The 26,282-nt window shown below is 58.9% G+C and carries 24 protein-coding genes; 19 read left to right on the top strand and 5 right to left on the bottom strand.

Annotated features, from left to right (window positions below):
• Positions 1-663: 663 nt before the first annotated feature.
• Together EQG79_RS15590 and EQG79_RS31030 are read right to left on the bottom strand one after the other, a co-directional pair.
• Positions 664-1,443 (bottom strand): hypothetical protein, encoded by a 780-nt coding sequence (locus EQG79_RS15590; RefSeq protein ID WP_129602438.1) that lies wholly within the window; start codon positions 1,441-1,443, stop codon positions 664-666.
• A 46-nt stretch (positions 1,444-1,489) separates the two neighbouring features.
• Positions 1,490-1,651 (bottom strand): hypothetical protein, encoded by a 162-nt coding sequence (locus EQG79_RS31030; RefSeq protein WP_165358910.1) that lies wholly within the window; start codon positions 1,649-1,651, stop codon positions 1,490-1,492.
• Positions 1,652-1,732: 81 nt separating this feature from the next.
• On the opposite strand from EQG79_RS31030, the gene EQG79_RS15585 reads away from it, so the two are divergent.
• From EQG79_RS15585 to EQG79_RS15495, 19 genes are all read left to right on the top strand, one after another.
• A complete protein-coding gene (locus tag EQG79_RS15585; protein WP_129602436.1) occupies positions 1,733-3,304 on the top strand; it encodes a sensor histidine kinase in 1,572 nt (523 codons plus the stop codon).
• A gap of 79 nt (positions 3,305-3,383) precedes the next feature.
• Positions 3,384-4,070, top strand: a complete 687-nt coding sequence (locus tag EQG79_RS15580) for a LytR/AlgR family response regulator transcription factor (RefSeq protein ID WP_129602434.1) — start codon at positions 3,384-3,386, stop codon at positions 4,068-4,070.
• A gap of 186 nt (positions 4,071-4,256) precedes the next feature.
• Positions 4,257-4,787, top strand: coding sequence for an RNA polymerase sigma factor (locus tag EQG79_RS15575; protein ID WP_129602957.1), 531 nt, complete (start codon positions 4,257-4,259; stop codon positions 4,785-4,787).
• Positions 4,771-5,613 carry a HEAT repeat domain-containing protein gene (locus tag EQG79_RS15570; protein ID WP_240699366.1) on the top strand — a complete coding sequence of 281 codons (843 nt, stop codon included), beginning with the start codon at positions 4,771-4,773 and terminating at the stop codon, positions 5,611-5,613. Before EQG79_RS15575 ends, EQG79_RS15570 begins: the two co-directional genes overlap by 17 nt.
• Before the next feature lie 71 nt (positions 5,614-5,684).
• Positions 5,685-6,551, top strand: a complete 867-nt coding sequence (locus EQG79_RS15565) for a DUF4097 family beta strand repeat-containing protein (RefSeq protein ID WP_129602432.1) — start codon at positions 5,685-5,687, stop codon at positions 6,549-6,551.
• A 5-nt stretch (positions 6,552-6,556) separates the two neighbouring features.
• A complete protein-coding gene (locus EQG79_RS15560) occupies positions 6,557-7,384 on the top strand; it encodes a DUF4097 family beta strand repeat-containing protein (RefSeq protein WP_077921722.1) in 828 nt (275 codons plus the stop codon).
• 175 nt (positions 7,385-7,559) lie between these two features.
• Positions 7,560-9,959 (top strand): ABC transporter permease, encoded by a 2,400-nt coding sequence (locus tag EQG79_RS15555; RefSeq protein ID WP_129602430.1) that lies wholly within the window; start codon positions 7,560-7,562, stop codon positions 9,957-9,959.
• A 316-nt stretch (positions 9,960-10,275) separates the two neighbouring features.
• On the top strand, positions 10,276-10,836 hold the full coding sequence (locus tag EQG79_RS15550; RefSeq protein WP_129602428.1) for a hypothetical protein: 561 nt from the start codon (positions 10,276-10,278) through the stop codon (positions 10,834-10,836).
• A gap of 32 nt (positions 10,837-10,868) precedes the next feature.
• On the top strand, positions 10,869-13,286 hold the full coding sequence (locus EQG79_RS15545) for an ABC transporter permease (RefSeq protein WP_129602426.1): 2,418 nt from the start codon (positions 10,869-10,871) through the stop codon (positions 13,284-13,286).
• Between the two features lie 245 nt (positions 13,287-13,531).
• The gene (locus EQG79_RS15540) at positions 13,532-13,939 is read left to right on the top strand and encodes a hypothetical protein (protein ID WP_129602424.1); all 408 of its coding nucleotides are present in this window, start codon (positions 13,532-13,534) and stop codon (positions 13,937-13,939) included.
• Between the two features lie 22 nt (positions 13,940-13,961).
• Positions 13,962-14,420, top strand: coding sequence for a hypothetical protein (locus EQG79_RS15535; protein WP_077921718.1), 459 nt, complete (start codon positions 13,962-13,964; stop codon positions 14,418-14,420).
• A 12-nt stretch (positions 14,421-14,432) separates the two neighbouring features.
• Positions 14,433-15,371, top strand: a complete 939-nt coding sequence (locus tag EQG79_RS15530; RefSeq protein WP_129602422.1) for a winged helix-turn-helix domain-containing protein — start codon at positions 14,433-14,435, stop codon at positions 15,369-15,371.
• A 67-nt stretch (positions 15,372-15,438) separates the two neighbouring features.
• Complete coding sequence (locus tag EQG79_RS15525) at positions 15,439-16,506, top strand: DUF4097 family beta strand repeat-containing protein (RefSeq protein WP_129602420.1); 1,068 nt, start codon at positions 15,439-15,441, stop codon at positions 16,504-16,506.
• 165 nt (positions 16,507-16,671) lie between these two features.
• Positions 16,672-19,668 carry an FAD-binding and (Fe-S)-binding domain-containing protein gene (locus EQG79_RS15520; protein ID WP_129602418.1) on the top strand — a complete coding sequence of 999 codons (2,997 nt, stop codon included), beginning with the start codon at positions 16,672-16,674 and terminating at the stop codon, positions 19,666-19,668.
• A 122-nt stretch (positions 19,669-19,790) separates the two neighbouring features.
• On the top strand, positions 19,791-20,873 hold the full coding sequence (locus EQG79_RS15515; protein WP_129602416.1) for a hypothetical protein: 1,083 nt from the start codon (positions 19,791-19,793) through the stop codon (positions 20,871-20,873).
• 115 nt (positions 20,874-20,988) lie between these two features.
• Positions 20,989-21,690: a 3-keto-disaccharide hydrolase gene (locus EQG79_RS15510; protein WP_129602414.1), complete on the top strand. Its 702-nt coding sequence runs from the start codon at positions 20,989-20,991 to the stop codon at positions 21,688-21,690.
• Positions 21,691-21,792: 102 nt separating this feature from the next.
• Entirely contained in the window at positions 21,793-22,974 is a 1,182-nt protein-coding gene (locus tag EQG79_RS15505) for a CaiB/BaiF CoA transferase family protein (RefSeq protein WP_129602412.1), read from the top strand.
• Positions 22,975-23,023: 49 nt separating this feature from the next.
• Positions 23,024-23,305 (top strand): hypothetical protein, encoded by a 282-nt coding sequence (locus EQG79_RS15500; protein ID WP_077921711.1) that lies wholly within the window; start codon positions 23,024-23,026, stop codon positions 23,303-23,305.
• Positions 23,306-23,344: 39 nt separating this feature from the next.
• On the top strand, positions 23,345-23,659 hold the full coding sequence (locus EQG79_RS15495) for a hypothetical protein (RefSeq protein WP_129602410.1): 315 nt from the start codon (positions 23,345-23,347) through the stop codon (positions 23,657-23,659).
• 74 nt (positions 23,660-23,733) lie between these two features.
• Here EQG79_RS15495 and EQG79_RS15490 read toward each other — a convergent pair whose 3' ends face one another.
• The 3 genes from EQG79_RS15490 to EQG79_RS15480 all read right to left on the bottom strand — a co-directional run bounded on the left by EQG79_RS15490 (position 23,734) and on the right by EQG79_RS15480 (position 26,277).
• Positions 23,734-24,924, bottom strand: a complete 1,191-nt coding sequence (locus EQG79_RS15490) for a DUF748 domain-containing protein (RefSeq protein ID WP_129602408.1) — start codon at positions 24,922-24,924, stop codon at positions 23,734-23,736.
• A 111-nt stretch (positions 24,925-25,035) separates the two neighbouring features.
• Entirely contained in the window at positions 25,036-25,803 is a 768-nt protein-coding gene (locus EQG79_RS15485; RefSeq protein ID WP_129602406.1) for a pentapeptide repeat-containing protein, read from the bottom strand.
• A 126-nt stretch (positions 25,804-25,929) separates the two neighbouring features.
• Positions 25,930-26,277: a hypothetical protein gene (locus tag EQG79_RS15480; protein WP_077921707.1), complete on the bottom strand. Its 348-nt coding sequence runs from the start codon at positions 26,275-26,277 to the stop codon at positions 25,930-25,932.
• Positions 26,278-26,282: the final 5 nt, after the last annotated feature.

Here is a 26,282-nt window from a genome sequence, read left to right as displayed (position 1 = left end):
TCCCTACGGGACGATGGGTGGGGGTGGGGTGGGGTACCGCGTGATTACGACCAATACGCGACCGACGCGTTTGCTACCGACGCTGCGCTGTTGTGTCCCTACGGGACGGTGGGTGGGGTGTGCCTGTGCTACCCCGGCTACCGACGCTACGCTGTTACGTCCCTACGGGACGGTGGGTGGGGTGTGCCTGTGCTACCCCGGCTACCGACGCTGCGCTGTTGTGTCCCTACGGGACGATGGGTTAGGAGACACATAGGCGACGCGTTTGCTACCGACGCTAGCTGTTACGTCCCTATGGGACGGTGGGTGGGGGGCGGTGCGATATTCCACAGAGGTTAATAGTATCACATCGTAGATAACTCTTTGTCCCGTAAGTAAATATCAGCGCAGCGTCACTGACAACGAGCGTTCGCTAACTCCTTGTCCCGTAGGGACGTAACAGCTAGCCCCGCTAGCGTCGGTAGCATGTCGGTAGCCAGGTAGCCACCCCCACCCACCGTCCCGTAGGGACGCAACAGCTAGCCCCGCTAGCGTCGGTAGCATGCCAGCACCCCACCCCATCCACCGTCCCATAGGGACATAACAGCGCAGCGTCGGTAGCAAACGCGTCGGTAGCCAGGCACACCCCACCCACAACCCGGGTCACGCCCATCCTCCGTCGTTCTAGTTACCCGGGCGGACGGTGTATTGCTCGAATCGGAACACTTCCTGCCGGACAACCTCGAACGTACGGGTTAGCTGCTTCTGGGCGGCCGCCAGCTTAGGGTCGGCGGGCTCGGACAAGACGTTCAGACCGGTCATGGGGCGGGCCATGGCGAAGCCGTATCCTTTCTCACTGCCGTTGGGGACCATCAGCGTCGAAAACGCCCAGCCACCGAGCCGTTTCTGACTGATCTGCGCAGCACCCGCCTGCTTCAGCGACGCCACCGCCCCCGTCCCGTCGGCCAGCGGATCGCGGAGCTTGAGGAAGTCGACAACCACCGTCGAGGTTTTGCCGGGGCCGAAATCAGGGCCGAACAGAGCGTCGGTGTTTTCCCAGATTTCGATCTTCACCACCGGAGCCGTCAGCCGGTCGCGCCGGTTGAGGTCGGCCATGCGTACCTGTACACTGTCGCCGTAGAGTTTGGCCATTGCAGCGGCCGACGCCCCGTTGATACCCATGTTGGGCGAAACAATACAGGTGACGTAATCGTACTCGCTCGGGTTCGGGTTTGAGCTGAACTGCTTCACCATCATGTGCCAGCCGATGAGTTTTCCCTCATCGACGGCGGCCTGGTTGACGGTTTTCCATTCGCGCTCGACCGGCAGGGCATCCTGAATGGTTTTGCCCGGTGCCAGCTTATGAAAAATCAGGTAGGTGTAGGTCTTCGGCGGTACGGACTGAGCCAGCGCGGTAGCTGCGAGAAAGAGACAGAAGAACAAGGAGGAAAGTCGGTGTTTCACAGAAAAAGAGTTTAGTGACAAAATCGAACATCGGCCGGCTTTCTACTTATTCCAGGTCGTCATAAGCGGGATTTTTACCGGCAGCTTTCACCCGGGTTAATGCCCTGGCAGCCCGCCTGCGCAGCAGCCCAAAGCCGTGGGAGCCGGGTCGGGCGTGCCGCAGAAGATGACGAACGGGGGTGAAGACGTGGTCAGACACCAGGTTCATCCCATTTTTGGGTGGGTCTGTCCCATTTCTTCCCGGCGTCGCCCGGACCCGCTTAGCTTTGATCAAAAATCGAATAAAGCAATGCGGGATGGACGGGGTATTCGGCGGTATGAGCTACTATTTGTAGTGAGTGTTACGGTCCTTTACGTAGTCAGGCGGCTCCTCGAAGAGGTCGACCGGATCGATGGTATGGTTGGATCGGCTGCTGACAATGGGGTGGCGGCCGCTACGTTCTGGCGGCATCTGGGCTCGTATGACCATACCCTGCACACCAATGTTCCGCTCATAGCGGGGGCTTTCCTGTTGCTGGGTGCCTGGTATGTTTTTCATCATCTGGCAGCACCCGCCCTCCAGCGCCAGCCCGATGATCCGGGCGCCTGGCTTTATGCGGTCGTAGCGGGCGTGTTGATCCTGGCAGCTGTCTTTATTTACCAGTACATGCGGCTCTACGTACGTTATCAGCACGACGAAAGTGGTCGTGTAATCGGACTGGCTGTTTATTCGCTATACCGCAAACGGCTGGTGCTGGCCGATGCCATCGGGGTCGGCATTGTACTGACCGCCTACGAAGCCGCCTTTGGCTACTACACCTTTCTGGCGCGCCGGATTGCCGGCGAGTCCGAAGGCCATTTCAGGATCGTGAGTTTTTTGCTGTTGATGGGGGTGAGCGTGCTGGCAACATCGTTCGCGCTGACGGGAAGCCTGCCGCCGGTCTTGTGGCGCGCCGGGCTTCGTGATGGGCTGCTGATGCTGGGCCTCGTGCTGGCGATTCTTTTCCTGCAGGCCTATATCTACCGGTACGTGCTGCCCGCGCTGAAGACCCCCCAGTCGTCGGGTCTGTTTGTTCACATAGCGGCCGTACTGCTCCTGGCGGCAGCGGCAACGACGATACTGTGGGGCGCCAGCACAAACTTCTACTACTACGCGCCGGATACCATCGTCTCGTTTACGGCGGTCGTGGTGGTGGGGGCCGTAACGAGTGCTTACCTGCGCCGGGTGCTGACCCGGGAAAATCAGCTGTTACAGACGCAGGTATCGGCGAAATCGGCCGAGCTGGCGAGCCTGCGGGCCCAGATCAACCCGCATTTTCTGTTCAATGCACTCAACAGCCTGTATGCTACAGCCCTGAAAGAAAACAGCGAAAAAACGGCCGATGGTATCCAGAAACTGGGCGATATGATGCGGTTCATGTTGCAGGAAAACAACCGCGACCGCATTCCGCTCAATAAGGAAGTGGAGTACCTGCGCAACTACATCGAGCTGCAGCGCATGCGGATCGACCCGACCCACGACATCGACATTCGGGTTACCATTCAGGAGCCGGTCCGGGCTATTTATCTGGCGCCTATGATGCTGATTCCTTTTGTCGAAAACGCCTTCAAGCACGGCATCAGTCTGCGGCAGTCGTCCTGGATTTACATCACCCTGACGCTGGATGATACCCGGCTGTACTTTAAAGTTCACAACTCCCGGCCTGTCAGGTCGACCGACCCAGCATCGGCCGACCGACACGACCCGGAAGAAGACCGCTCGGGCGTTGGTCTCGATAACGTTCGCAAACGGCTCGACCTGATCTACCCCGGTCGCCACCAGCTCGACATTCAGCAGTCGGACCAGGATTACTTCGTCTCGCTGACGCTGGTGTACTGGTAGAGCCGTCGGATTGTTAGCCCCGATTGCAAAAACTGTATCTTGTTGGTCATATCCCGAAACAGTGATAAACTAGCCTGCTATGGCCCTGACTGCTCTTGCTGTTGATGACGAGCCCCAGGCGCTGGATGTCATTCGGCTCCACGCGGCCCGGGTTCCGTTTCTGGACCTGAAGGCCAGCTTCACCGATGCGTTCGATGCCATTGCCTGGCTCCAGACGAACCGCGTCGATCTGCTGTTCCTCGACGTCAAAATGCCCGACATTTCGGGGATCGACCTGGTCAAATGCCTGCCCAGAGTGCCGATGGTTATTTTCACCACCGCCTATTCCGACTTTGCCGTCGAAGGGTTCGAGCTGGATGCCGTCGATTATCTGCTGAAGCCGTTCTCGCTGGCCCGGTTTCTGAAAGCCTGTACCAAAGCACTCGATATACACACGCTGCGGGCGGGGGCCGCGCCGGAGTTTATATTCGTCAAAACCGGGTACGAAGAAGAAAAAGTGCTGCTGGACGAGATCCTGTATGTTGAAGCGGAGGGCAACTACCTGTCGCTGGTGCTGGCGGGCCGGAAGCTGCTCAGCCGCCAGACCATGGCCGACCTGCTCCAGCAGCTGCCGCCCGACCGCTTTGTGCGCGTTCACCGGTCGTACTGCGTGGCCATCCCCAAGATCACCCGGCTGGCCCGTCAGGAGATTACAGTGGGGAACCACGTTATTCCGATCGGAGCCTCGTACGAAGATGCCCTGGCCCTGATCCGAACCCGGCTGTAGCCTGTAGCTGATAGCCGGGCGTCGGGGGCGTTGCTGGTCAAGTACCACCTTTTGCGCCAGGTTCCGTACGGCCCGCCAAAAAAAATCTGACTTTTTCGGTAACCTTGATCCAGATCGGCGGTTTTCACGCCAAATTCCTGAACCTCTTTTTACAAACGCTTGAACGCACTGACGGACAATGCCCTGATGCTTAAGGTCAAGGCGGGCGATTTGAACAAGATGGGCTTGCTGTTCGAGCGGTACCATCGCGAACTCTTCGGCTTCCTGTATCACATGAGCAGCAACCCCGACGCCAGTGAAGACATGGTGCAGACGGTGTTTTACCGCATGCTCAAATACCGCCATACGTTCACCGGCGAGGGTTCGTTCCGAACTTGGATGTACCACCTGGCCCGCAACGTAGTGATCGATTCGGCGCAGCAGCATAAACGGTCGGCCCGCCACCACGATGTGGCCGATTATGCCGAACGAATCGGCGGAGGCCCGATGGCCGACGAGCCGCTGCAAAAAGAGCAGGAACTGGCCATGCTGGAAAAAGCGCTGGCCCGGCTCAGTGCCGAACATCGCGAAGTGCTGGTGATGAGCCGGTACCAGGAGTTAAAGTACGAGGAGATTGCCCGGATTCTGAGCTGTACGGAAGGCGCCGTGAAGGTGCGGGTTCACCGGGCCATGAACGAATTGAAAAAGATATACCTGAACAGTGAGTACAACCGATAAATCTATAGCCTGCGAGAGCGCCCGCCTGAGCCTGCCCGGCTGGCTGACCGACGAGCTGTCGATCACCGACCGGGCCGCCCTCGACGCCCACCTGGCCCAGTGTCCCGACTGCCGGGCCGAGCTGGTTGCCAGTCAGCAGCTCTGGCAGCAGCTCAAGGCCGTACCTACGCCTGCGCCGGGCCCGGCCATGCGTACCCGGTTCTACGCCATGCTCGACACCTTTGAGGCTACGGAGCCGGTGGCGCCACCTACCATCTGGGCCCGGCTCCGGTCGTGGGTGCCACCGATGGGGTCGGGTGGCGTGGGGCCGCGGCTGGCCTACGGACTGCTCCTGCTCGGCGTTGGGGTGGGTATAGGGTACTGGCTGCCGAATGGCCGGTCGGCCGATATAGCGTACCAGCAGCAGATCGATACGCTGTCGGTGCAGATGCAGGAAATGCGCGAAATGATGATGCTCTCGCTGCTGGAAAACCCGTCGGCTACGGAGCGGCTGCGGGCGGTCAGCTACACCAAAGACATCGGCGAGGCCGACAGCCGGGTGGTCGAGGCCCTGCTGACAACGCTCAACAACGACCCCAATGTGAACGTACGGCTGGTGACGCTGGAGGCCCTGGCCGAACGGGCCCACGATCCGAGGGTGCGCGAAGGGCTGGTGCAATCGCTGACGCGGCAGGAGTCGCCCCTGATGCAGGTAGCCCTGGCCGATGTGATGGTGAAGTTGCAGGAAAAACGATCGCTGAAACCGCTCCGCCAGATGCTCCGGCAGGAAGGCATCAACGATCTGGTGAAAACCAAGCTGGAAAAAACAATCCGCGAACTATCGTAAACCAACGGGCCGGTGAGCGGGTGCCCAGGCCCCGGTTATTCGTTCGCTCAGTCACTAACTCGTATCAAACCATGAAACAACTATTGCTCCCCGTGCTGGCGGGGCTGGTGATGTCTTGTGCCCAATCGGTGGCGCAGTCACAGGAAGACACGGAGCGGATCAGCCGCGAGTTTAGCCTGCCCGGCGGGGCAGCCGCCAGTACGCTGGTGATCTACAACATCCACGGCTTCATCAAGGTCGACGGTACAACGGGCGACAAGGTGACGTTCGAGGTGAACAAGCGCATCACGGCGAAGAACAAAGAAGAGCTGGCCACCGGCAAACGGGAGCTGAAACTTCAGTTCGAGCAGAAGGGCGACACCATCATGGCCTACATAGCGGAGCCGTTCGATTCGCGGCCCAACCGACTCAACCGCGATAATCGCAACAATCAGCACCTGGAGTATGACTTCACGCTCGACTTTACAGTTAAGGTGCCGCGCCAGATGAACATCAGGGTATCGACCATAAACCGGGGCGACGTAACGGTACAGGATGTGGCGGGTGCGCTGCGGGTTCGTAACGTAAACGGGGCTATTGCGCTGACCAATGTGCGTGGTGCTACAGACGCCCATACCGTAAACGGCAATGTCGACATCAACTACCTCGCCAGCCCGCCCGACGAGTCGTCGTATTATACCCTGAACGGTAATATCCGGGTCAATTATCCGGCCAATCTGTCGGCCGATCTTCAGTTCAAGACGTTTCAGGGCGAGTTTTATACCGACTTCCCCGACGCCGAGATGCTCCCCGCCCAGGTCACCAAAAACGAAGAACGACGGGGCGACAAAACGGTCTACAAACTCAGCCGGACAACCGCCATCCGGCTGGGCAACGGCGGCAAGGTCTTTCGGTTCGAGACCTTCAACGGTAATGTATACATCAAAAAGCAATCCTGATTTGTATGAATAAGCTAGTAAACATCCTCCTGGTCCTGCTCCTCACCGGAACGGCACCCATCCTGGCCCAAACCGACGTAAAAGAGCGGCTGGTGGTACCGCTAAGCGATCCGGGCAAACCGGGTATGCTGGAGGTTAACCTGATCAACGGGTTCATTCACGTAGTCGGCGCTTCGGGCAAAGACGTCGTTATTGAGGCCGCATCCGGTACCCGATCGTCGGGCCGGAGCAGCAGCGACCGATCCGGCGCCGACGGGATGCGCCGGATCCCGACTGGCAACTCGCTCGACCTGACGGCCGAAGAGCGGAATAACCGCGTTCGGGTCAGCGGCAGCAGCCACCACAAAGCCATTGACCTGACCATTCGGGTGCCCCAGCGGTGCTCGCTCAAGCTGCACACCGTCAACAACGGCGACATCACGGTCGAAAACGTAGACGGCGAGCTGGAGATCAACAACGTAAACGGACCTATTACGCTGACCAACATCAGCGGGTCGGCCGTGGCGCATACGGTCAACGGCGAGCTGAAAGCCTCCTTCCGGGAGGTCGGCGCCAATGCTCCGATGGCGTTCTCGACGCTGAATGGCCGCGTCGACGTTACGTTTCCGGCTTCGATGAAAGCCAACGTAAAGCTGAAATCAGACATGGGCGAGGTGTTCAGCGACTTCGACATCGACGTCGAAAAAAGCCAGCCCAAAGCTACCCGCACCAGCCAGGGCGGCATGTACCGGGTTTCGGTCGAGGACTGGGTGTACGGCAAGATCAACAACGGCGGCCCCGAAGTCATGATGAAAAACATGCACGGCAACATCTACGTCCGCAAAGCGAAGTGAGCCGTTGGTAGCAGCGTGGTGGCACAACTTAAAGTCGCGCCACCACGCTGTGGCCGGATTTGTTGGCCCGCATCGGTATCGAGTGAATGTAGCCTTCTGGTCAGCTTAACTTTTTTTAACAGGCTGTGCGCTAGTGATATCCGTACCTTGGCGCTGCAACAAGGACTAGCCCTATATGCTAACCAACTACCTCAGAATTGCCTGGCGGAACCTGCGGGCACAGCGCAATTATACGTTCATCAATGCCGTTGGCCTGACTATCGGTATGGCGGGTGGTCTTTTGATTTTTGTGTTTCTGCGCCATCACTTGAGTGTCGATCGGCATCATGCGCAGCTCGATCGGCTGTTCCGGGTCAATACGGATTTGCACCTCGCCGACGGCACGATCGAGTACAATCCAGAATCGCCCTTGCCGATGGCCCAAACGCTCCGGCGCGATTACCCACAAGTTGAGCAGGCGGCCTTCCTGATTATGAACCGACAATTGACGGTCAGTATTCGTCAACCCGGCGCCACGGCACCCGTGCGGTTTCTGGAACATAAGGGAACTGGTCTGGCGGAGCCGGAGTGGTTCGACATACTCAGTTATACCTGGCTACGGGGCGATTCGAGGACGGCTCTTCGCGAACCCGGCAGCGTAGTTCTAACCGAATCCTGGGCGAAAAAATACTTTGGTGATACCAACCCGATTGGCCGGCGCATGACGCTCAACAACAGCGTAGCGGCTACAGTGACGGGAGTGCTGGCTGATCCGCCCCTAATGACAGATACAAATCTGGGACTGTTTATTTCGATGAGTACCCTTAAACAACTCATTCCAGAGTATGACGAAACCGGCTGGTACTGGCTCAACAGCACCAACCGGCTGTATGTAAAGCTTCGTCAGCCCGAGGCAGCGGCCAGTCTGGAGGCTTCGTTTCCGGCGCTGTCTAAGAAACACTATGGTGCCGATGCACACGTATTTCAGTTTCACCTGCAATCCCTGCGTGCTATTCATACCGATGTGAAAAGGGGGGGCGAAACCATTCGGGCATCGTTGCTGTGGGCATTAGGAACCATTGGCGGGCTACTGGTGCTGGCGGCCTGTATCAATTTTGTTAATCTGGCTACCGTACAGGCACTCCGGCGCCGTAAAGAAGTGGGTATCCGTAAAACGCTCGGTAGTTCACGCTGGCAACTAATCGGGCAGTTTCTGCTCGAAACGGCTTTGATTACGGGAGTGGCAGCGGGGCTGGCGTTGCTCCTGGTGGCGGGATTGCTTCCGGCTTTTGCCGATTGGGTTAAGCTGCCTTTGTCGCTCCGGCCCGACTGGCTCACCGCAGTCGGTGTTGGGGGGCTGGTTGTGTCGGTGGTTTTGCTGGCGGGTGCTTATCCGGCACTGGTACTATCGGGGTTTGCACCATGGGCGGCTCTGCGTGGTAAAGGACTATCGGCAACGGGGGCGGGCTTAACCGTCAGGCGGGTACTGGTGGTGGCGCAGTTTGTTGTTTGTCAGGCTCTTCTGGTGGCGTCGGTAGTGGTGGCGAGTCAGATTCGGTACATCCAAAAGGCCGATCTGGGATTTACCCAAAACAACGTTGTTGTCGTGGCACTACCCAACCGCGAAAAATCGGCAAGAGAAGCCTTTCAGCAACAGCTGGCCTCGTATCCCGATGTGCGTTCGATCAGCTTCAGCCACCGCGCTCCGGCCAGCGCGCAGCTATTTGGCGGACAGTTTCGGTTCAACGGCCGCGCCGATTGGGAAGCCTACCCCGTCAGAGACCGGCTGGCTGATGCCAACTACCTCGCCACGTATGGCCTAACGTTACTGGCTGGCCGGAACATAGCGTCCAGCGACACCATCCGTGAATACCTGATTAACGAAACCCTGCTGCATAAGCTAGGCTTCCGCGATCCGCAACAGGTGCTGGGCAAGACGCTCCAGTATCACCTGTCGCCGGTGCCGTTACCTATCGTAGGGGTGGTAAAAGACTTCCACGAGAAATCGCTGCGGGAGCCCATCGCCCCCTGCCTGATTGCCAGCCAGAGCAGTTGGTATGCACAGGCTGGTATCCAAATTTCGGGACGTACCAGGCCACAAACCATGCAGCGTATTCAGGAAGTCTGGCAGCGTCTGTACCCGGCCGACGTCTTCGAGTATCAGTTTCTGGACGAGCAGGTTGCTGCCTTTTATGAAACAGAAACGCTGGTTGCCCGACTCGTCAACGTGTTCACTGGCGTTGCCATCCTGATCTGTTGCCTGGGGCTGTACGGACTCATAGCCCACGTGGTGATACAGCGTACCCGGGAGATTGGGGTTCGGAAGGTACTGGGAGCCTCGGTGACAAGTATCGTAGCCCTATTGAGTAAAGACTTTTTACAGTTGGTGGCAGTCGCTATTGTCATTGCCAGTCCGCTAACCTGGTATGTGATGGGGCAGTGGTTACAGGGTTTTGCCTACAGAGCCGAACTGACGTGGTGGTTTTTCGCGCTGGCAGGTTTGGTGTCGGTCAGTATTGCTCTGATGTCAATCAGTTTTCAAAGTATAAAAGCCGCCCTGGCAAACCCCGTTCAATCGCTGCGGTCCGAAACGTAGAGACATAACCGCCCGGTGGCCGCGTCTCCCGCCTGTATAGGAGGGGATAGCGTATGAACTATAAGCCTGCCTGGTAGCCGCGCCTGTAAAACGGTTTCTACGTGACTGGTTATCAGGTCGATGGGTGGCCTTGTTGAGGAGTGCTGGCTGATTGTCCGCTGTCGTACGAAACTGTCCGATATCGGACGTTTTGGGGATGTAGAGTTTTGCTAATGATCTGTCCAACAGCTATTTATCAGGTGTGGCATGATCGTGGCGGTGAATAGCCTATATGCTCGCTTCTGTTCCGTAAATCGACTCTAATTAATTGATACTCATGAGAACGCTGCTACTTCTCTTCTTTGCTACGGTCAGTTTCGGAGCCCTGGCACAACGCAGTTCCTACAACAAAAACGTAACGACCGACGGTCGGCGCTTACAGATTCGGGTAGACATTCGGGATGACGACCGATCGGTCCATTACAGCCGTTCGTTCGATGTGCGTCACATGAGCCGGGCGGAGGTGCAGGCGCTGGAGAAACACGTGCTCGACTCGCTCGACGTGGCCATGCAAGACCCCGATCAGCGTAGCCCATCAGATAGTCGGTTCAGCCAGGCAGTGGCGGATGTTCGGCAACCGTCCGCTTCCGGTCGGACCAATACCGTAGCCCTAGTGGCCAACAACCGGATTCCGTATCAGGAAACGGTTGAAGAAGACCTGGCCGAAGGACGGCTTAAAGTGCGGTTTACCTTCAAAGCCGACGGACAGGACAGCAGCGTGGAACGCTCGGCTACGATTCGCGATAACAGCGAGCGCGGCCTCCGGAAACTGCTGGAAGACGTGAAGCGGCAACTGAAAGCCGAAATGGAAGAACTCGTGGCGTTGTCCGACGTATAGCTTTTCTCGTTGCCTTCCTCTCTTTTACCACTATGCTGCGTAGCTACCTGACCACGGCTCTGCGGGCTTTGCGTCGCAACTGGAATTATACGTTCATCAACGTTGTCGGCTTAACGCTGGGGCTGGCCTGTTGCCTGCTGCTGTTTCTGGCCATCCGGTATGAGCTGAGCTACGACCGGCATCATACCCAGGCCGACCGCCTGTACCGGCTCATCACGTACTATACCGATGCTGAAGACGACCAGCGTAACGTAGGGGTGCCGCTGCCAATACTGGCGGCTCTGCGAACGGACTTCCCGGACATAGGTCGTCAGCTTACCCTGGTTCACGAAGTTGAAGGGGTGGTTCGGGCTGCGAATGGCAACAAGTTCGACGAGCCCGCCGGTGTCATGGCGTTTATCGAACCAGCCTATTTCCGGATGTTTGATTACCGCTGGAAAAAAGGAAGCGCAGAAACCGCCCTCTCGAACCCCAACACAGTGGTGCTGTCGGAGCGGATGGCGCAGAAATACTTCGGTACGGCCAACCCGATGGGCAAGACGATTCGGTTGAGTAACCGGATGGATTTTGTGGTAACGGGCATCGTACAGGCACCACCGGCTACCAGCAGCCTTCCTTTCGAGCTGATGCTGTCACTGGCCTCGCTGAAAACGTTTGGCGCCAACACCCGTTGGGACGACTGGGGGTCGAACTCGAGCCAGGCGCAGCTGTACCTGATGCTGCCCGAGACCCGGACACCGGCGGCTATGGAACGGCAACTGGTCGGGTTCACCAACAAATACCACAAACCCGACGACGCCAAACGCCTTCGCTACGAGCTACAGCCCCTCACCCAGATCCATGTCGACACCCGCACCGGCAACTTTGCCAACCGGACCGTGAGCCGACAAACCATCTGGGCCATGACGCTGATCGGGCTGTTTATTCTGGTTACGGCCTGCATCAACTTCGTTAATCTGGCTACGGCGCAGGCTATTCGTCGCGCCAGAGAAGTCGGAGTGCGGAAAGTGCTGGGTAGTTCACGGGCGCAGCTCGTGCGGCAGTTCCTGGGCGAAACGGGTCTGCTGACGGGGCTGGCGGTGCTGCTGGCGCTGCTGGTGGCCTACCTGTCGCTGCCCTACGTTGTCGGGCTGCTCGACGTCCGGCTCACGCAGGCGGTGCTGTTCGAGCCCGTCATCCTGGCGTTTCTGGCCGGCCTGGCGGTTTGCACAACCCTGCTGGCCGGGTTCTATCCGGCGCTGGTCTTGTCGGGCTATCAGCCGGTGCTGGCGCTGAAAGGAAGCATACGATCGGTGGGGGGCAGCCAGCTAACCCTGCGCCGGAGCCTGATTGTAGGGCAGTTCGCCGTGTCGCAGCTGCTGATCATCGGTACCATCGTGGCCTACAGCCAGATGCAGTATTTCCGGTCGGCCGACCTGGGGTATAACAAAGACGCCGTGCTGACGGTACCCTTACCCGACGGGCCTAAAACGGGGCAACTCGAAACGCTGAAGGCCCGGCTGGCTGGTCAGCCCGCTATCCAGTCGGTGAGTTACAGCCTGTCGACACCGTCGGCCGTCGGGAACTGGTGGACCAGCTTTCGGTATGGCAATGCCGATAAGGAGGCTGATTTTTCGCTGGTGATGCGTCCGGCCGATACCGCCTACTTCAGTACCTACGGCTTAACCCTGGTGGCAGGCCGTATTCATCAGCCGGCCGATACCATACGCGAAGTGGTTGTCAATGAATCGTTCGTCAACAAGCTGGGTCTGCGCGATCCGCAGCAGGTGATCGGCACATTCATAACCCTGGGCGGCAGCTCCACCAAAAAACCGATCGTCGGCGTTGTCAAAGACTTCAATACCTTCTCGCTGCATCAGCGAACGCAGCCCTGCGCGATAACGACCCTGCGCGACACCTATGGCCAGTTGAGCATCAAGCTGTCGACCCAGGCCGGCGGAACGGAGGCCATCAGTCGGTTAGTAAGCACCGTTGAGAAGGCATGGACCGCCACATTCCCGGACTTTGTTTTCACCTACGAGTTCGTCGACGAAGCCATCGATGACTTTTACCGCAACGAAGAGCGGTTGTTTTTGCTGTTCCGGTTGCTGGCCGGTATCGCCATCCTGATCGGTTGCCTGGGGTTATACGGGGTGGTGGCGTTCATGGCCGAGTCGCGCACAAAAGAAGTCGGCATTCGTAAAGTGCTGGGTGCCTCGACCCGCCATATTGTTGGGTTGTTTTCGGCGGATTTTGTTCGGCTGGTGCTCATCGCGCTGCTCATTGCATCGCCCCTGGCCTGGTATATCATGAGCGGGTGGCTCCAGGATTTCGACTACAAGATCGAGATCGAGTGGTGGATGTTTGCCCTGGCAGGCGCCATCGCCGTTGGCATCGCCCTGCTGACGGTCAGTTTCCAAAGCCTGAAAGCTGCCCTGACCAACCCCGTCCAGTCCCTGAAATCTGACTAACGTAGAGACGCAACCGCCCGGCGGCCTGGCCATTGCGTCTCCTGTCCGGAGGCTGATGTCGCCCGGAGGCCACTATCGCACCCATCTGTAGTCTGGCCTCTCCCATCCCGAGACTAGTGCCGCAGCCCGTTGGAAATCAGTAATAAAATATACTTTTACATTTCCTTTACAAGGTTTTACAGCCTATTGACAGCGTGCGGAGTACGGTGGGCTACATTTGCTTCATCACCCAATGGACAAGACCGATGAAGACAACAGCTTGCTTACTGCTCATCGGGCTGGCGTGTGCCGCGCCTGGCCTGACTTTTGCTCAACAACCTAACACCTGCTCGGCCGCTTTCGTGGGCAACCGCATGCTGGTCGATCAGTACACAACGACCGGAAGGTGCCGCCTGTCGGCCAAAACCACGGGCGAGCTGACCGTTCGCACCGTAGCCCTATCGCCGACAGCAACCCGGGCCATCGACAAAATCGGGTTCAAGGTAGCCATCCGCGACAAATCGACGGGAACCCTGCGCATGTATGCCGGCCATACGTTTCAGAAACTGCCCCTTCAGCGGGTGCTGGCCAGCTGCCGGAAAGGCGATCGTATCGTGCTACTCACCGTCGACAACCGGTATGCGCTGCCCCATAATGAAATTCTGGTTCAATAACTGTCTGGATAACACTCACCCCATGAAGTCTGTAACAACCCCTTTTAGAGTTGCGCTGCTGGGCCTGATTATCTGCGCTCAGGCTGTCTGGGCGCAGCAGCAACCGGCGGGTCTGTACTGCAACCCAATCACCCTGAACGGCCACCCGCTCAACATCGAGTCGTTCACCATGTATACCCGGGGGGTGCTGGCCGTTGTGCACGGCGATCCGGCCAGTGCCAACCACAAACCGCTGCCGTTTCGGGTCTACCTCCGGCGGGCGGGCACCATCATCCGGCAGGGCGCATCGAACGACACCCACGATGTCTATTCGGTTCAGCTGCAGGAGCTGATGCCGGTGGCCCGGGCGGGCGACGAACTGGTCATCGATCTGGCGGGCGATGCGAAAGCCCAGGCTGGTGGTCGGCGTACCCAGCAGGTAATACGACTAAAACCGTTTGACCCCTTGATAAGCTGGTTCAGGCGGAACGACAATTGCTAGATTAGTGCTGCCATGAAAGGGTTATCCATTGCTGCCCCACTTAGGCGCGTTCTGACAGGAGGAGCCTGCCTGCTCGGCCTGGCGCTGCTGTTTGCGCAGTTTATCGGCGCTACCCCCGATGGTTCACCCTCGGAAGCCCGCAGCCGGGACGACAACGTAAACCTGGCCCTGCGCCGGACAGCGCATCATCTGCTGCGCGCGGCCGGCGACTCGACCTCGCGCATCCTGCCGGTACAGCGGACGGGCCCGCATACGTTTCGGCTCCAGCTGACCCAGGCGTTTGACTACGACACCCTGCCCGCCCTGTTGCAGGCGTCGTTCCGGCTGCACCGGATCACCGAGGCCTACGACGTAGTGGTGCTGGACTGTACTACGGGCCAGGTGCAACTGGGCTACAGCGTCACCGATCTGATGGATAACCAACCGGTACCCTGTAGCGGCCGGGCCAGGCGGGCTGGCTGTTATACCTTACAGGTCACCCTGGCTCCTCCGGCCGCGCCCGCCCCGCGTACCCATACGGGCTGGCTACTCGCGGTCGGGGGGCTGCTGGTTGGTCTGCTGTATATGTCCTGGCAACGCGCCGTGGCTCCGCAGACCACCGTATCGACACAAACGAGACCCGCTGAACCGACCAACGTAAACCCCGATCAGGTACACTTCGGCAACACGGTTCTCGACCTGGGGCGGCAGACGCTCCGGACGGCCGGTACCGAGCAGAACCTGACCTACCGCGAGGCCAAGCTGCTGCGGCTCCTCGTACAACATGCCAATCGGGTGCTGGAGCGCGACGCCATCCTGAAAGCGGTCTGGGAAGACGAAGGCATTATCGTTGGGCGAAGCGTCGATGTGTTTGTTTCGCGGTTGCGGAAGCTCGTACAGGCCGACCCGGCGGTGCGCATCGTAGCCGTACACGGGGTCGGGTACCGGCTGGAAGTCCGCACCGGTGAATAATCGGTAAGTAGCCGTGCAACCTTCTGTTACCGAAACGCATCTTTCCTTCGAAAACAAACCATCAGCCATGAAACGCAGCCAGTTTTTCCTGACCCTGCTCAGCGCAGCCACCCTAAGTCTACCCACCTTTGCTCTCGATACCCACCGCGAGGATCGGGAAGAGCCGTTCCAGATCAAAACGTTTTCGGGTAATATCAACGCCGTACGGGCCGAAACATCGGGCGGAAGCCTGACGATCGAAGGCGGTACCGACCGGAACGCCAAGGTAGAAATGTACGTGCGCCCCAACAACTGGAACGGCCGCAACAACCTCGACAAAGCCGAGATCGAAGAACGCCTGAAAGACTATGACATAACCATTACGCAGGAAGGCGGCACCATCGTGGCCATCGCCAAGCGCCGGAATAACGACCGCGACCGCTGGAACCGGAGCCTCAGCATCGGCTTCAAGTTCTACACCCCCCGCAACGTAACAACGGACCTGCGTACGTCGGGCGGCAGCATCCGGCTGGCGGGCATCAGCGGCAAACAGCGCTTCCGGACCAGTGGCGGCAGCCTGCACCTGAACGATGTACAGGGCGATATCAATGGTCAGACCTCGGGTGGCAGCATCCACCTCGATCGTTGCCGGAGCACGGCGGGCATCCTCGACCTGCAAACCTCGGGCGGCAGCATCCACGCCAGCGAATCGTCGGGCGATATGCGGCTGCATACGTCGGGTGGCAGCATTGAACTCAACGGCCTCAAGGGGGATATCGACGCCCAGACCAGCGGGGGCAGCGTACGGGGCCGCGACCTCGACGGCGACATCAAAGCCGGCACGTCGGGCGGTTCGATTCGGCTGGCCAACGTGGCCGGCAGTATCGACGCCAGTACCAGCGCCGGCAGTGTAGAAGTAAGCATAAGCCAGCTCGGTAAATACGTTCGGCTGAACACCACGGCCGGCAGCGTTCGGGTACAGATGCCACTGGATAAGGGACTGGACCTGAACCTGAGCGGTAACCGGGTCAACATGCCCGAGCGGCTGGCTCGCTTTGAAGGAGACATCGAAAAGGACCGGGTGCGCGGCAAACTCAACGGGGGCGGTATTCCCGTCAATATTTCAGCCAGCAGCGGTAGCGTGTCGATCAACTAACAGGCGACCGCTGGTTTTTCTGATAACGCGCGCCGGCCGGATACAGGTAACATCCTCGTATCCGGCCGGCGCGCGTTTGGTGTAACTAGGGTTGATGCGCAGGCCAGGCAACCGTTCAACGTCAGTTTCTTCGTACTTTTAGGGGTCGATTGATCCCCGTTACGCATGTTCCGTCTTCCGTCTATAGTGCCCTTTGCCAGTCTGTTGCCCAGCTTCGAGGGCGACCTGTATTTCGATGAATCGCCGGCGCATACGGCCCAGCGGCTTCTGTATGCCACCGATGCGTCGGTTTATCAGGAAATCCCCGTGGCGGTAGCGCTGCCCAAAAGCCCGGCCGACATTAAGCGGCTGTTGCGGTTTGCGCAGACGAACGGCTTAGGCCTGATTCCGCGGGCGGCCGGTACTTCACTGGCCGGGCAGGTGGTAGGCAGTGGTATCGTGGTCGATATCTCCAAATACTTCGGGCAGGTGCTGGAGATCAACGCGGCCGAGCGGTGGGTTCGGGTACAGCCGGGGGTGATCCGCGATGACCTCAACGCCCAGCTTCGCCCACACGGACTGCTGTTCGGCCCCGAAACCAGCACCGCCAGCCGGGCCATGATTGGTGGCATGATCGGCAATAACTCGTGTGGCCTGCATTCCATCATCTGGGGCACCACCCGCGATCACCTCCTCGAAGTCCGCGCCGTACTCAGCGACGGAGCCGAGGTTACCTTCGGCCCACTCAGCCGCGATGCCTTCGAGGCCAAGTGCCGGGGCGAAAACGTGGTCAGCCCGCTCGAACAGCGCCTGTATACCCAGTTTCGCGACTGGCTCAGCCAGCCCGACATTCGTCAGCACATCCGCGATGGGTATCCCAAACCAACCGTTACCCGCCGAAATACCGGCTACGCGCTGGACGCGCTGGTATCGATGTGGGAACAGGAGAACGATACGGCGTCTGCGCCCTCGCCCTATTTCAACTTCGCGCCACTCATTGCCGGATCGGAAGGAACGCTCTGCTTCATTACCGAAGCCAAACTGAACCTGCTGCCGCTGCCGCCCGCCGAAACGGCCCTGGTCTGCGCCCATTTTGACACCATCCGGCAGTCGCTCGAAGCCAACCTGGTTGCCCTTGACCACCGGTGCGCGGCTTCCGAGCTGGTCGATGATTATATCCTGCAACTGACCAAAACCAACATCGAGCAAACCAAGAACCGGGCGTTCGTTGAGGGCGACCCCAAGGCGATTCTGATGGTCGAGTTCTTTGACGATACGGCAGCGGGGGTGCAGCAACAGGCAACGGCCTTCGTGAAGGCGCTGCAGCAGAAGGGGCTCGGCTATGCCTACCCAATTCTGTTCGATGCCGACACCAAAAAGCCGTGGGCGCTGCGCAAGGCGGGGCTGAGCATCATGTACAACATTCCCGGCGACGATAAGCCGGCCAACGTTATTGAAGATACGGCCGTTGACGTGCGCGACCTGCCCGACTACATCGATGAGCTGGACCGGATGGCCTGGGAGCAGCACGGCCTGAGGCTGGAGTATTCGGCCCATGCCGGGGCGGGCGAGATTCATGCGCTGCCGCTCATCAACCTGAAGTCGGGCGAAGGACGGCAGAAGTTCCGCGCCCTGCTGATGGATACGGCCCAGCTCGTGAAAAAATACGGCGGTTCGCTCTCCGGCGAGCATGGCGACGGTCGGCTGCGGGGCGAGTGTATTGCGTTCATGCTGGGCCCCGAAAACTACCAGCTCTGCAAAGACGTAAAAGCACTCTGGGACCCGCATAACACGTTCAACCCCGGTAAGGTGGTCGATACACCCGCCATGAACGAGTCGCTGCGGTCGGAAGCCGATACGCCTATTCCGCAGCCCCAAACCATTTTTGACTTCTCGAAAGACGGCGGTCTGCTCGAACTGGCCGAGAAATGCTCGGGCTCCGGCGACTGCCGCAAAACCCACCTCTCGGGCGGCACCATGTGTCCGAGCTACATGGCTACCCGGCGCGAGCGCGACACCACCCGGGCCCGCGCCAACATGCTCCGGCATTTCTACAGCCGGCAGAGCAAGCCGACGGATCATGACTACGAAGCCGTAAAAGACGTGCTCGACCTCTGTCTGTCGTGTAAGGCCTGCAAGTCGGAGTGCCCCAGCAGCGTCGACATGACCCGGATGAAGGCCGAGTTTACCCAGCAGCAGTATCGGGAAAAAGGCGTTCCGATGCGGGCGCGGCTGGTTGGAAATTTCTCCCGGCTGATGTCGCTGGCCAGTCTGGCGCCCTGGGCCTACAACGCTATCTATAACACGCCAGCCCTGCGCCGGATAGCCAACCGCACCGTAGGCTTTCATCCGGACCGTACCATGCCGGAGCTGGGCCATACCACCGTACGGGCGTGGGCCAAAAAGGCGGTAGGGCGCACCAAGTTGGCACCTGCCGCCGGCACGACAGCTCCCCGCGTTGTGCACCTGTTTCTCGACGAGTTTACGAACTACAACGATCTGTCGGTTGGCCAGAAAGCCATTCAGCTGCTGGAGCGGCTGGGCTATACGGTTTCCCTGCCGGACCACGCTGAAAGCGGGCGGACCTATCTGTCGAAAGGACTGGTCGAAGACGCCCGGGCCCTTGCCATTCGGAACGTGACCGGCCTGCGCGACCTCGTTTCGGCCGATACCCCGCTCGTTGGGCTGGAGCCGTCGGCCATCCTGACCTTCCGCGACGAATACCCTGATCTGGTGCCCGCCGAACTGAAGGCCGAGGCCCGGCGAATGGCTCAGCATACATTCCTGTTCGAGGAATGGCTCGCCCGCGAAGCCGAAGCGGGTCGCGTTGACCGGACTCGGTTCACGACCGATGCCCGGCAGGTGAAAGTACATGGCCACTGCCATCAGAAAGCCCTCTCGACTATGGAGCCGGTGAAGACGGTGCTGTCGCTGCCTGCCAACTATGCCGTTGAGCTGATTCCGTCGGGCTGTTGCGGTATGGCAGGCTCATTCGGCTACGAAACAGAGCACTACGAGCTGTCGATGCAGATTGGCGAACTGGTGCTGTTTCCGGCCGTGCGGCAAACGACCGACCGGGTTATTATTTCGGCCGCCGGTACCTCGTGTCGGCACCAGATCAAAGACGGAACGGGTCGGCACGCCCAGCACCCCGCCGAGATTCTGTTCGACGCCCTGGTATAGAGTTCGATACAACGGCGGCTAGGCAACTGGTTTGCGGGGCCGATCGGACCACCCGGCGATGCGGCCCCAAACCTTTTCCGCTCCCGCTGGTTTTCCATAGACCTTAAACATTCACAACGGGTATGGAAAACAACGCAAATCTCAGCGATGGTGCGCAACAGGCCGATATCGTATCGAGCGAACATGCCGAAACCATGTTCAGTGCCGATCAGGCCGAAACCAATATGGTTAAACTCGTTGACGGCAAACTGACGCCCATGGGCGACACCGAAGACGATGTGTCCGACGATATGCCCCGCATCCGGGTCGGCTCCGACGAAGAACGGGCACTGATGGGCGACGACAAAAAGAAATACGAAAATTCGGAAGCTGCGCTGCGGGCGGGGAACGTCATTGACCCGAGCGTGATGCCCAATGACCCGATTGCCGTAGGTAACATCACCGGCAATCCCGACGCCGGATCGACGGTCAACACGGGCCTGTCGTCAGAAGACAAGCCTGACAATGACCGCACCGACGCCGGAAAGGACGCTACGCCAACGCATGCATTCGGCATGTGGCAGGTAGGCAACGGCAGCTATATGCCCAGGAACCAATTCCCGATTCATGGGTACGAAGCCGAAACCTACAGCGTGCGGGCCGACATGGTTCCGCCCACGCCGGGTACGCCGGACCCGATGCAGCCCGTACCGGGTATTCCGGAAACCCCGCCCTACAATCCGGTGCCGGGTCCCGAAATTCCGGATCTGCCCGGCCAGCCCTCGCCCGACGAACCCGAAATCCAGGAGCCGGACCAACCCGACCGGTCGCACGAAATCAACGCCCGCGCTGGCTTCGTTACGTTCACGTCGGGAGCCGCTGGTATCCTGTCGGCCGATGACGTTGCCCCCGGCGAAGCCGTTCCCGGCAACCAGTATGAAGGTATGTCGGCGGGACCGAACGACGAAGGCATGGACGAAAAACCCGACACCGGCGATTCGGCCCATCCCTACGACGTAAACGCCCGCGACGCCGACGAATACCAGCCCGGCGAGCGGCCCGAAGAAGGCCAGGAAGCCCGGCAGCAACCCCGCGAAATGATGGACGAGAGCAGCATTACGGCCCAGGACATGGTGTCTGGCCCCGATCGCTCGGATCAGAAATCGACCGACGGCCTCGATCGTACCTACAACGATCCGGAAGCCGCCCGCGACATGGCGAGCTAGGCCCGGAGAAGTAAAGGGAGTGGGCACTGGTGCTTTGTACGATCAAACGGTCCTGCAAAGCGCCAGTGCCCACTCCCTTTTTTTATACCTTTACCCGGTTAACTCGTGAATGCCTATGAAAACCTTATTCATCTCATCGCTGCTGCTGGGAACCATGCTGGCGGCTACCCCTCCTGCCGAAAAACCCGGTAAATGGACATCGCTCTTTGACGGAAAAGCCATCAAAGGCTGGCACAGCTACCACAAAACGGGTGTGGTGGGCTGGTACGTCGAAGACGGCGCCCTCACCCCCGACGGTACCGGGGGCGACCTGGTAACTGACAAGGAATACGAAAATTTCGAGCTGGAGTTTGAGTTCAAGATTCCGAAAGGATCGAACAGCGGGGTGATCTATAAAGTGATCGACAGCCCCGACATCAAAAGCACCTACATGTCTGGCCCGGAATACCAGGTCATCGACGATCGCGGCTATGAGTGGAAAGACAAAGACGGTAAGCTCATGAAGCTCGATGACAAGCAGCTCAGCGGAGCCGCCTACGACATGGTGCCGCCGGCGGATAAAAACACGCTCAAGAACATAGGCGAGTGGAACAAAGGCCGTATCCTGGTCAACAACAATCATGTGGAGCATTACCTGAACGGCAAAAAAGTTGTCGAGTATGAATACGGCTCCGACGACTGGAAAGCCCGGCTGGCTAAAAGCAAATTTGCAAGCTGGCCCTATGCAACGCCCCATGCCAAAGGAAAAATAGCCCTGCAAAACCATAGCCCCGAAGAGAAGGTATGGTACCGCGACGTGAAAATCCGGGAGTTATAACCCATTGATCGTTACTACGTGGAGCGCCCCGGCAGGAGCAGCGGTTGTAGCACGCGTCTACACCGCTCGATACCCGCCGGGGCGCTCTGTTGATACCTACCCATGACTGATCGAAAACCGACTACCGGACCACTGCTGGGTCTGCGGATTCTGGACCTGACGCGCCTGCTGCCGGGACCGCTCGGTACCATGCTGATGGCCGATATGGGCGCCGAGGTGATCAGGATAGAACTACCCGATGCTCCCGACTATGTACGGTCGTTTCCGCCCTATCTGAACGGCGAATCGGCTCATTACCTGGCTTATAACCGATCAAAGCGCAGTGTCCTGCTCGACTACCAGACGCCCGACGGAAAGGCCCGGTTTATGGAGTTGGTAAAAACGGCCGATGTGGTGGTAGAACAGTTCAGGCCGGGCTATCTCGACCGGCTGGGTCTTGGGTACGCCCACGCCCGCGCCGAAAATCCACGGATTATCTACGTGTCCGTTACCGGTTTTGGCCAGACCGGCCCGTACGCTCACCTGGCTGGGCACGATCTTAACTACCTGGCGCTGTCGGGCGTGCTGAGTCTGACCGGGACCCATCCTGACGAGCCACCCGTCGTTCCCGGCGTTCAGCTGGCCGATATCGCGGGCGGTTCGTACGGCTGCGTTATGGCTACGCTGGCCGCGCTCTACGCCCGCCAGCGAACCGGCGAAGGGCAGCACGTAGACGTCTCGATGACCGATGCGGTGATGCCGCTGCTGTCGGCGGCTTACGCGCTTCAGTCGGGCGGTGCCGACCACGAGACGTCCGGGCCGGTGGCGCGCGGGCAGCTGCCGCTGTCGGGGGGCTTACCCAACTACGGCGTATATGGCTGTCGGGATGGTGGGTACGTAGCCCTCGGTGCGCTGGAGCCGAAGTTCTGGCAAAAATTCTGCAGGCTGGTCAATAAGCCCGACTGGCTGGGTTTTCTGCTGCCATCGGACCAGGAGCAGCTCCATTCGTTCAAAACCCGGATCGGGGCTTTGTTTCGGGAGAAAGACCGCGACGACTGGGCCCGTTTCGGGCTGGACAACGACCTGCTGATCACCCCCGTTTATACGCTGGCCGAACTCGACCGCGATCCGCAGCTGTCGGCCCGGCAGATGATCGTGACGCAGCAGCATCCGGTAGCGGGTTCGTTTCGGAGCATCGGCGTTCCGCTCAAGTTTTCGGCCACGCCCGCCCGGCCGGCCTGGCCCGCGCCCCAGCTGGGTGCCGATACCGAAGCGATCCTGGGAGCCACCCGCCCGGACGAATAACCTTATAGCCGGGCCGTTCGTTAAACAGGTATACGCAACGATCAACGTTATGAAACGCACCCTGTTTTTCACCACCCTGTTTAGCCTGGCTGTACTGGGGGCTGCTTCGGCCCAGAGCAACCAGTCGCCTACCATGCAGCAGTCGACCTCGACCGAAGAAACGCGACCGGCTAACCCGGTTCGGCCGAAGATGCAGCGCCGAACCCGCCAGGAACGCATGCAGATGGAAACCGGTCTGGACACCACTCTGCCCAAAAACCGGAAACAACGCAGGCTCCGGCCCGACTCGCTCCGTCGTGGCGGAGCTACCCGGGTCGATACCATACGGTAATACGCATTAGCATCTGAGAATACAACCAACCAACACGTTATGATTACGTATCTGATAGGGGCATGCCTGGCCGTATCGCTGGCGCAGGCTGACCCGCAATCGCCTAAACAAACGGGTTCTACAAAGGCTGCCTCAGGATCAGCCACTGCCGCAACGGCAAAGCCCGCATCGGCCACGGCACCAGCGCGCCCGCTTCCCGACCATCCGCTGTCTACCAAGTTGCAGGATGAGAACAACAGTAACCCCTACTACCGGAAGGAAAAAGCGAGTGGCCGGGGTACCAAGCGGGAGTACACCCCCCGCCGAACCGCATCGGGTGCCCGGCAAGACACCATGAACCAGCGCCGACCCTAAGGCCTGTAACGAAGCATGGCGCTGGCCACACGAACCGGTGTAGTTAGCGCCATGCTTCGTTAGTCAGGCTGGGGTTAGTCCGCTTTCTGTCGTTCTTCCTTGCGGGCCTCCCGTTTGGCTTTGCGCTCGGCTTTTCGCTCCTCACGCTTTTCCTGTCGCTCGGCCTTCCGCTCTGCGCGTTTGGCTTTAAAATCGTCTTTAAAGTCCTTGAGCGCATCCTGTAGGGTAATATTGTTGTCGAACTCGCCCCGGAAGGCTTCGATATACGCGTTGCGGAGTACGCCGAAGATCGTGGGCCAGACCGCCGTTTTTACATCATCGATGGTGCCGTTGAGCGGGATGCGCGTAGCTACCTGATCGAGCCGCTGATTTTTCAGGACCGCCGTTCCGCCCTGCGCCAGCAGTTCGGTGAAGAACCGCCCCACCGACCGACCTTCGTGCTCATTGAGCTTAAAGATCTTCATGTCTTTGGTCAGGGGTTTGAGATAGCCGTTCAGCTTGCTGTCGAGCATAGCCATCTCGCTATAAATGCTTACGGTACCGCGCTCAAAATCAATGTTGGCGTATTCGCGGGCCAGGTTGTTGATTTTGACCAGCTGCACGTCGGTGAAGCGCATGTTATAATCGAAGTCAGGCACGACTTTCAGCAGATTCATATTGGCCGAGAAGTCCATTTTGCCGCTATAGCCCGGCGCATCGGCCGTGGCGACTACCGGCGAAGGCAGCTTCTTGTTGGCGTCGTCTACGTTCCGGATGTTCCGGATTTCGGCGTTGAAATGCTGGAGCGACAGATCGGCCCGGGGCTGGGTAACCAGACTGGTCAGATCGATTTTGCCGTTGATGACCGCAAACCGGTTGATGTTAATCGGAAGAAGCTTTTTGAGATAGGCCGTCCAGTCGACTTCAGCACCAGTCTGATTACTGGCTTCGTCGTCGCTGAAGGCAAAATTCAGCTCCGGTTCGTACGCTTCTACCTCACTAACCAGCTTGCCTTTGAAGAGCGATTTCCACTCTACAGACAGGTCGGTCTTGGGCATGTACAGGAAAGGCTCTTTGATTTTGCCGTTCACCTTTCTGATGCGGAGGCCGTCGAGCTGGTAAGCGCCCCGAATCAGCTGGATGTCGATATCGTCGACGTGGCCTGTGTAATCACCCATATCGGCCAGCGTCCTGTTCACATACTTGAGTACGAAATAAGGCAGTAGCAGCCGGGCTATAATCAGCAGGGCGACCAGGGCCAGTACGATCTTTGTTGTGCGTTTCAAAACGTTGCGTGAATTGGTGTAACGTTTTGTTAACACATAAAAAAGAACTGGTGTTTAGCCCAGTACGTGAATAGACCAGTTGATCACGTACCGGGCCAGGGCGATGGAGGCCTACCGGTCGAGCGAGAAACGCCGGCCGTTGAGGGTGGTGTATTTAAAGTCGGTGCCTCCGTTGAAGGCTACGTCGTCGAGGTTGGTCTGCCGCGGAAAGTGAACATATTTGAAATCGGCGTTGCCGTCGAAACGGGCCGACTTAAAGGTTACGCCTTCGTCAAATTTGGTGTATTTAAAATCGGCCGAGCGGTCGAAATGGGCTTTGGCAAACAGGGCCTGCTCGTCAAATTTGGTATATTTGAAATCGGCATAGCCCCGGAAGTTCGAACCGCTGAAGTCGGCCGCCGAGTTAAACTTGGTGTATTTGAACAGGGCTTCGTTCCGGAAGGTGTTGCCGGTAAACTGCGCCTGTTGCCGAAAGGCTGAGTACTTGAAGGCCGCGTCATCGCTGAAGGTGCAGTTCTCGATCGTGACGGCTTCGTTGAAATCGGCATTGTAAACCCGGTTGCTGATCTTCATGAACCGGCCCTCTTCGCTCCGGTAGGCCAGAAACTTGCCATCGAACCGGCAGTTGCGGAACGTAAGCGGTACCTCCACCGTGCTCAGGTACTCTTCTGACTCGCCCCGCCAGTTACCATCCCGGACTTCGCGCCGGTTGGCGAGGCTGGTCAGGTCGAGGTCGCCGGTTATGGTAACGTTCTCGTACGAAACGGTTTGTTTCCGGTTGATCTTATCGATGATCTCTGTAGCAGAGACGGTACGCTGGGCCAGCGCCGGGGTCAGCAGTACGAGCGCCAGCAGGAAGGACATCAGGATGGTTTTCATGGAGTCTGTGTTGCGTTTGCGGTAAAGATGCAGACCGGCGCACGAAGGTTGCGCCGGCAACCAACAAAAACGCCGAATCCGTTTCCAGATTCGGCGCCAGCGGGTTCGGCCGCCTGTCGGCTGCTATTAGTCCATCCACATAACCTTATCGTAAGCGATTTCGTAGTCCATCTCCTGGAGGGGGAGCAGCCCACTGAATCGCCCGTGCTCATCGGTCTGGACGGCGTTCCAGAGACCCGACGCGTCGCGCAGCAGTAGTTTATAGCCGTACAGCGGATGCAGCGTTTTCTGATCGGTGCGATGGTCCCAACCGGTTTGCAGCTCGATAGCAAACCCGATCCGATCCAGCACATCGTCCATCTGGTTGGCCAGGCTGTCGGCCCCGTCGAGTTCTTCAATCCACAGAACAAGCCCGTCGGTACCCCAGTCGAACTGAAGCGGAGTAGCTGTCAGGGTGATTACGGATGCATTCATAGAGT

This window comes from Spirosoma sordidisoli, from assembly GCF_004138325.1.
Lineage (GTDB): Bacteria > Bacteroidota > Bacteroidia > Cytophagales > Spirosomataceae > Spirosoma > Spirosoma sordidisoli.
This window is presented reverse-complemented; position numbering and strand designations above follow the sequence as displayed.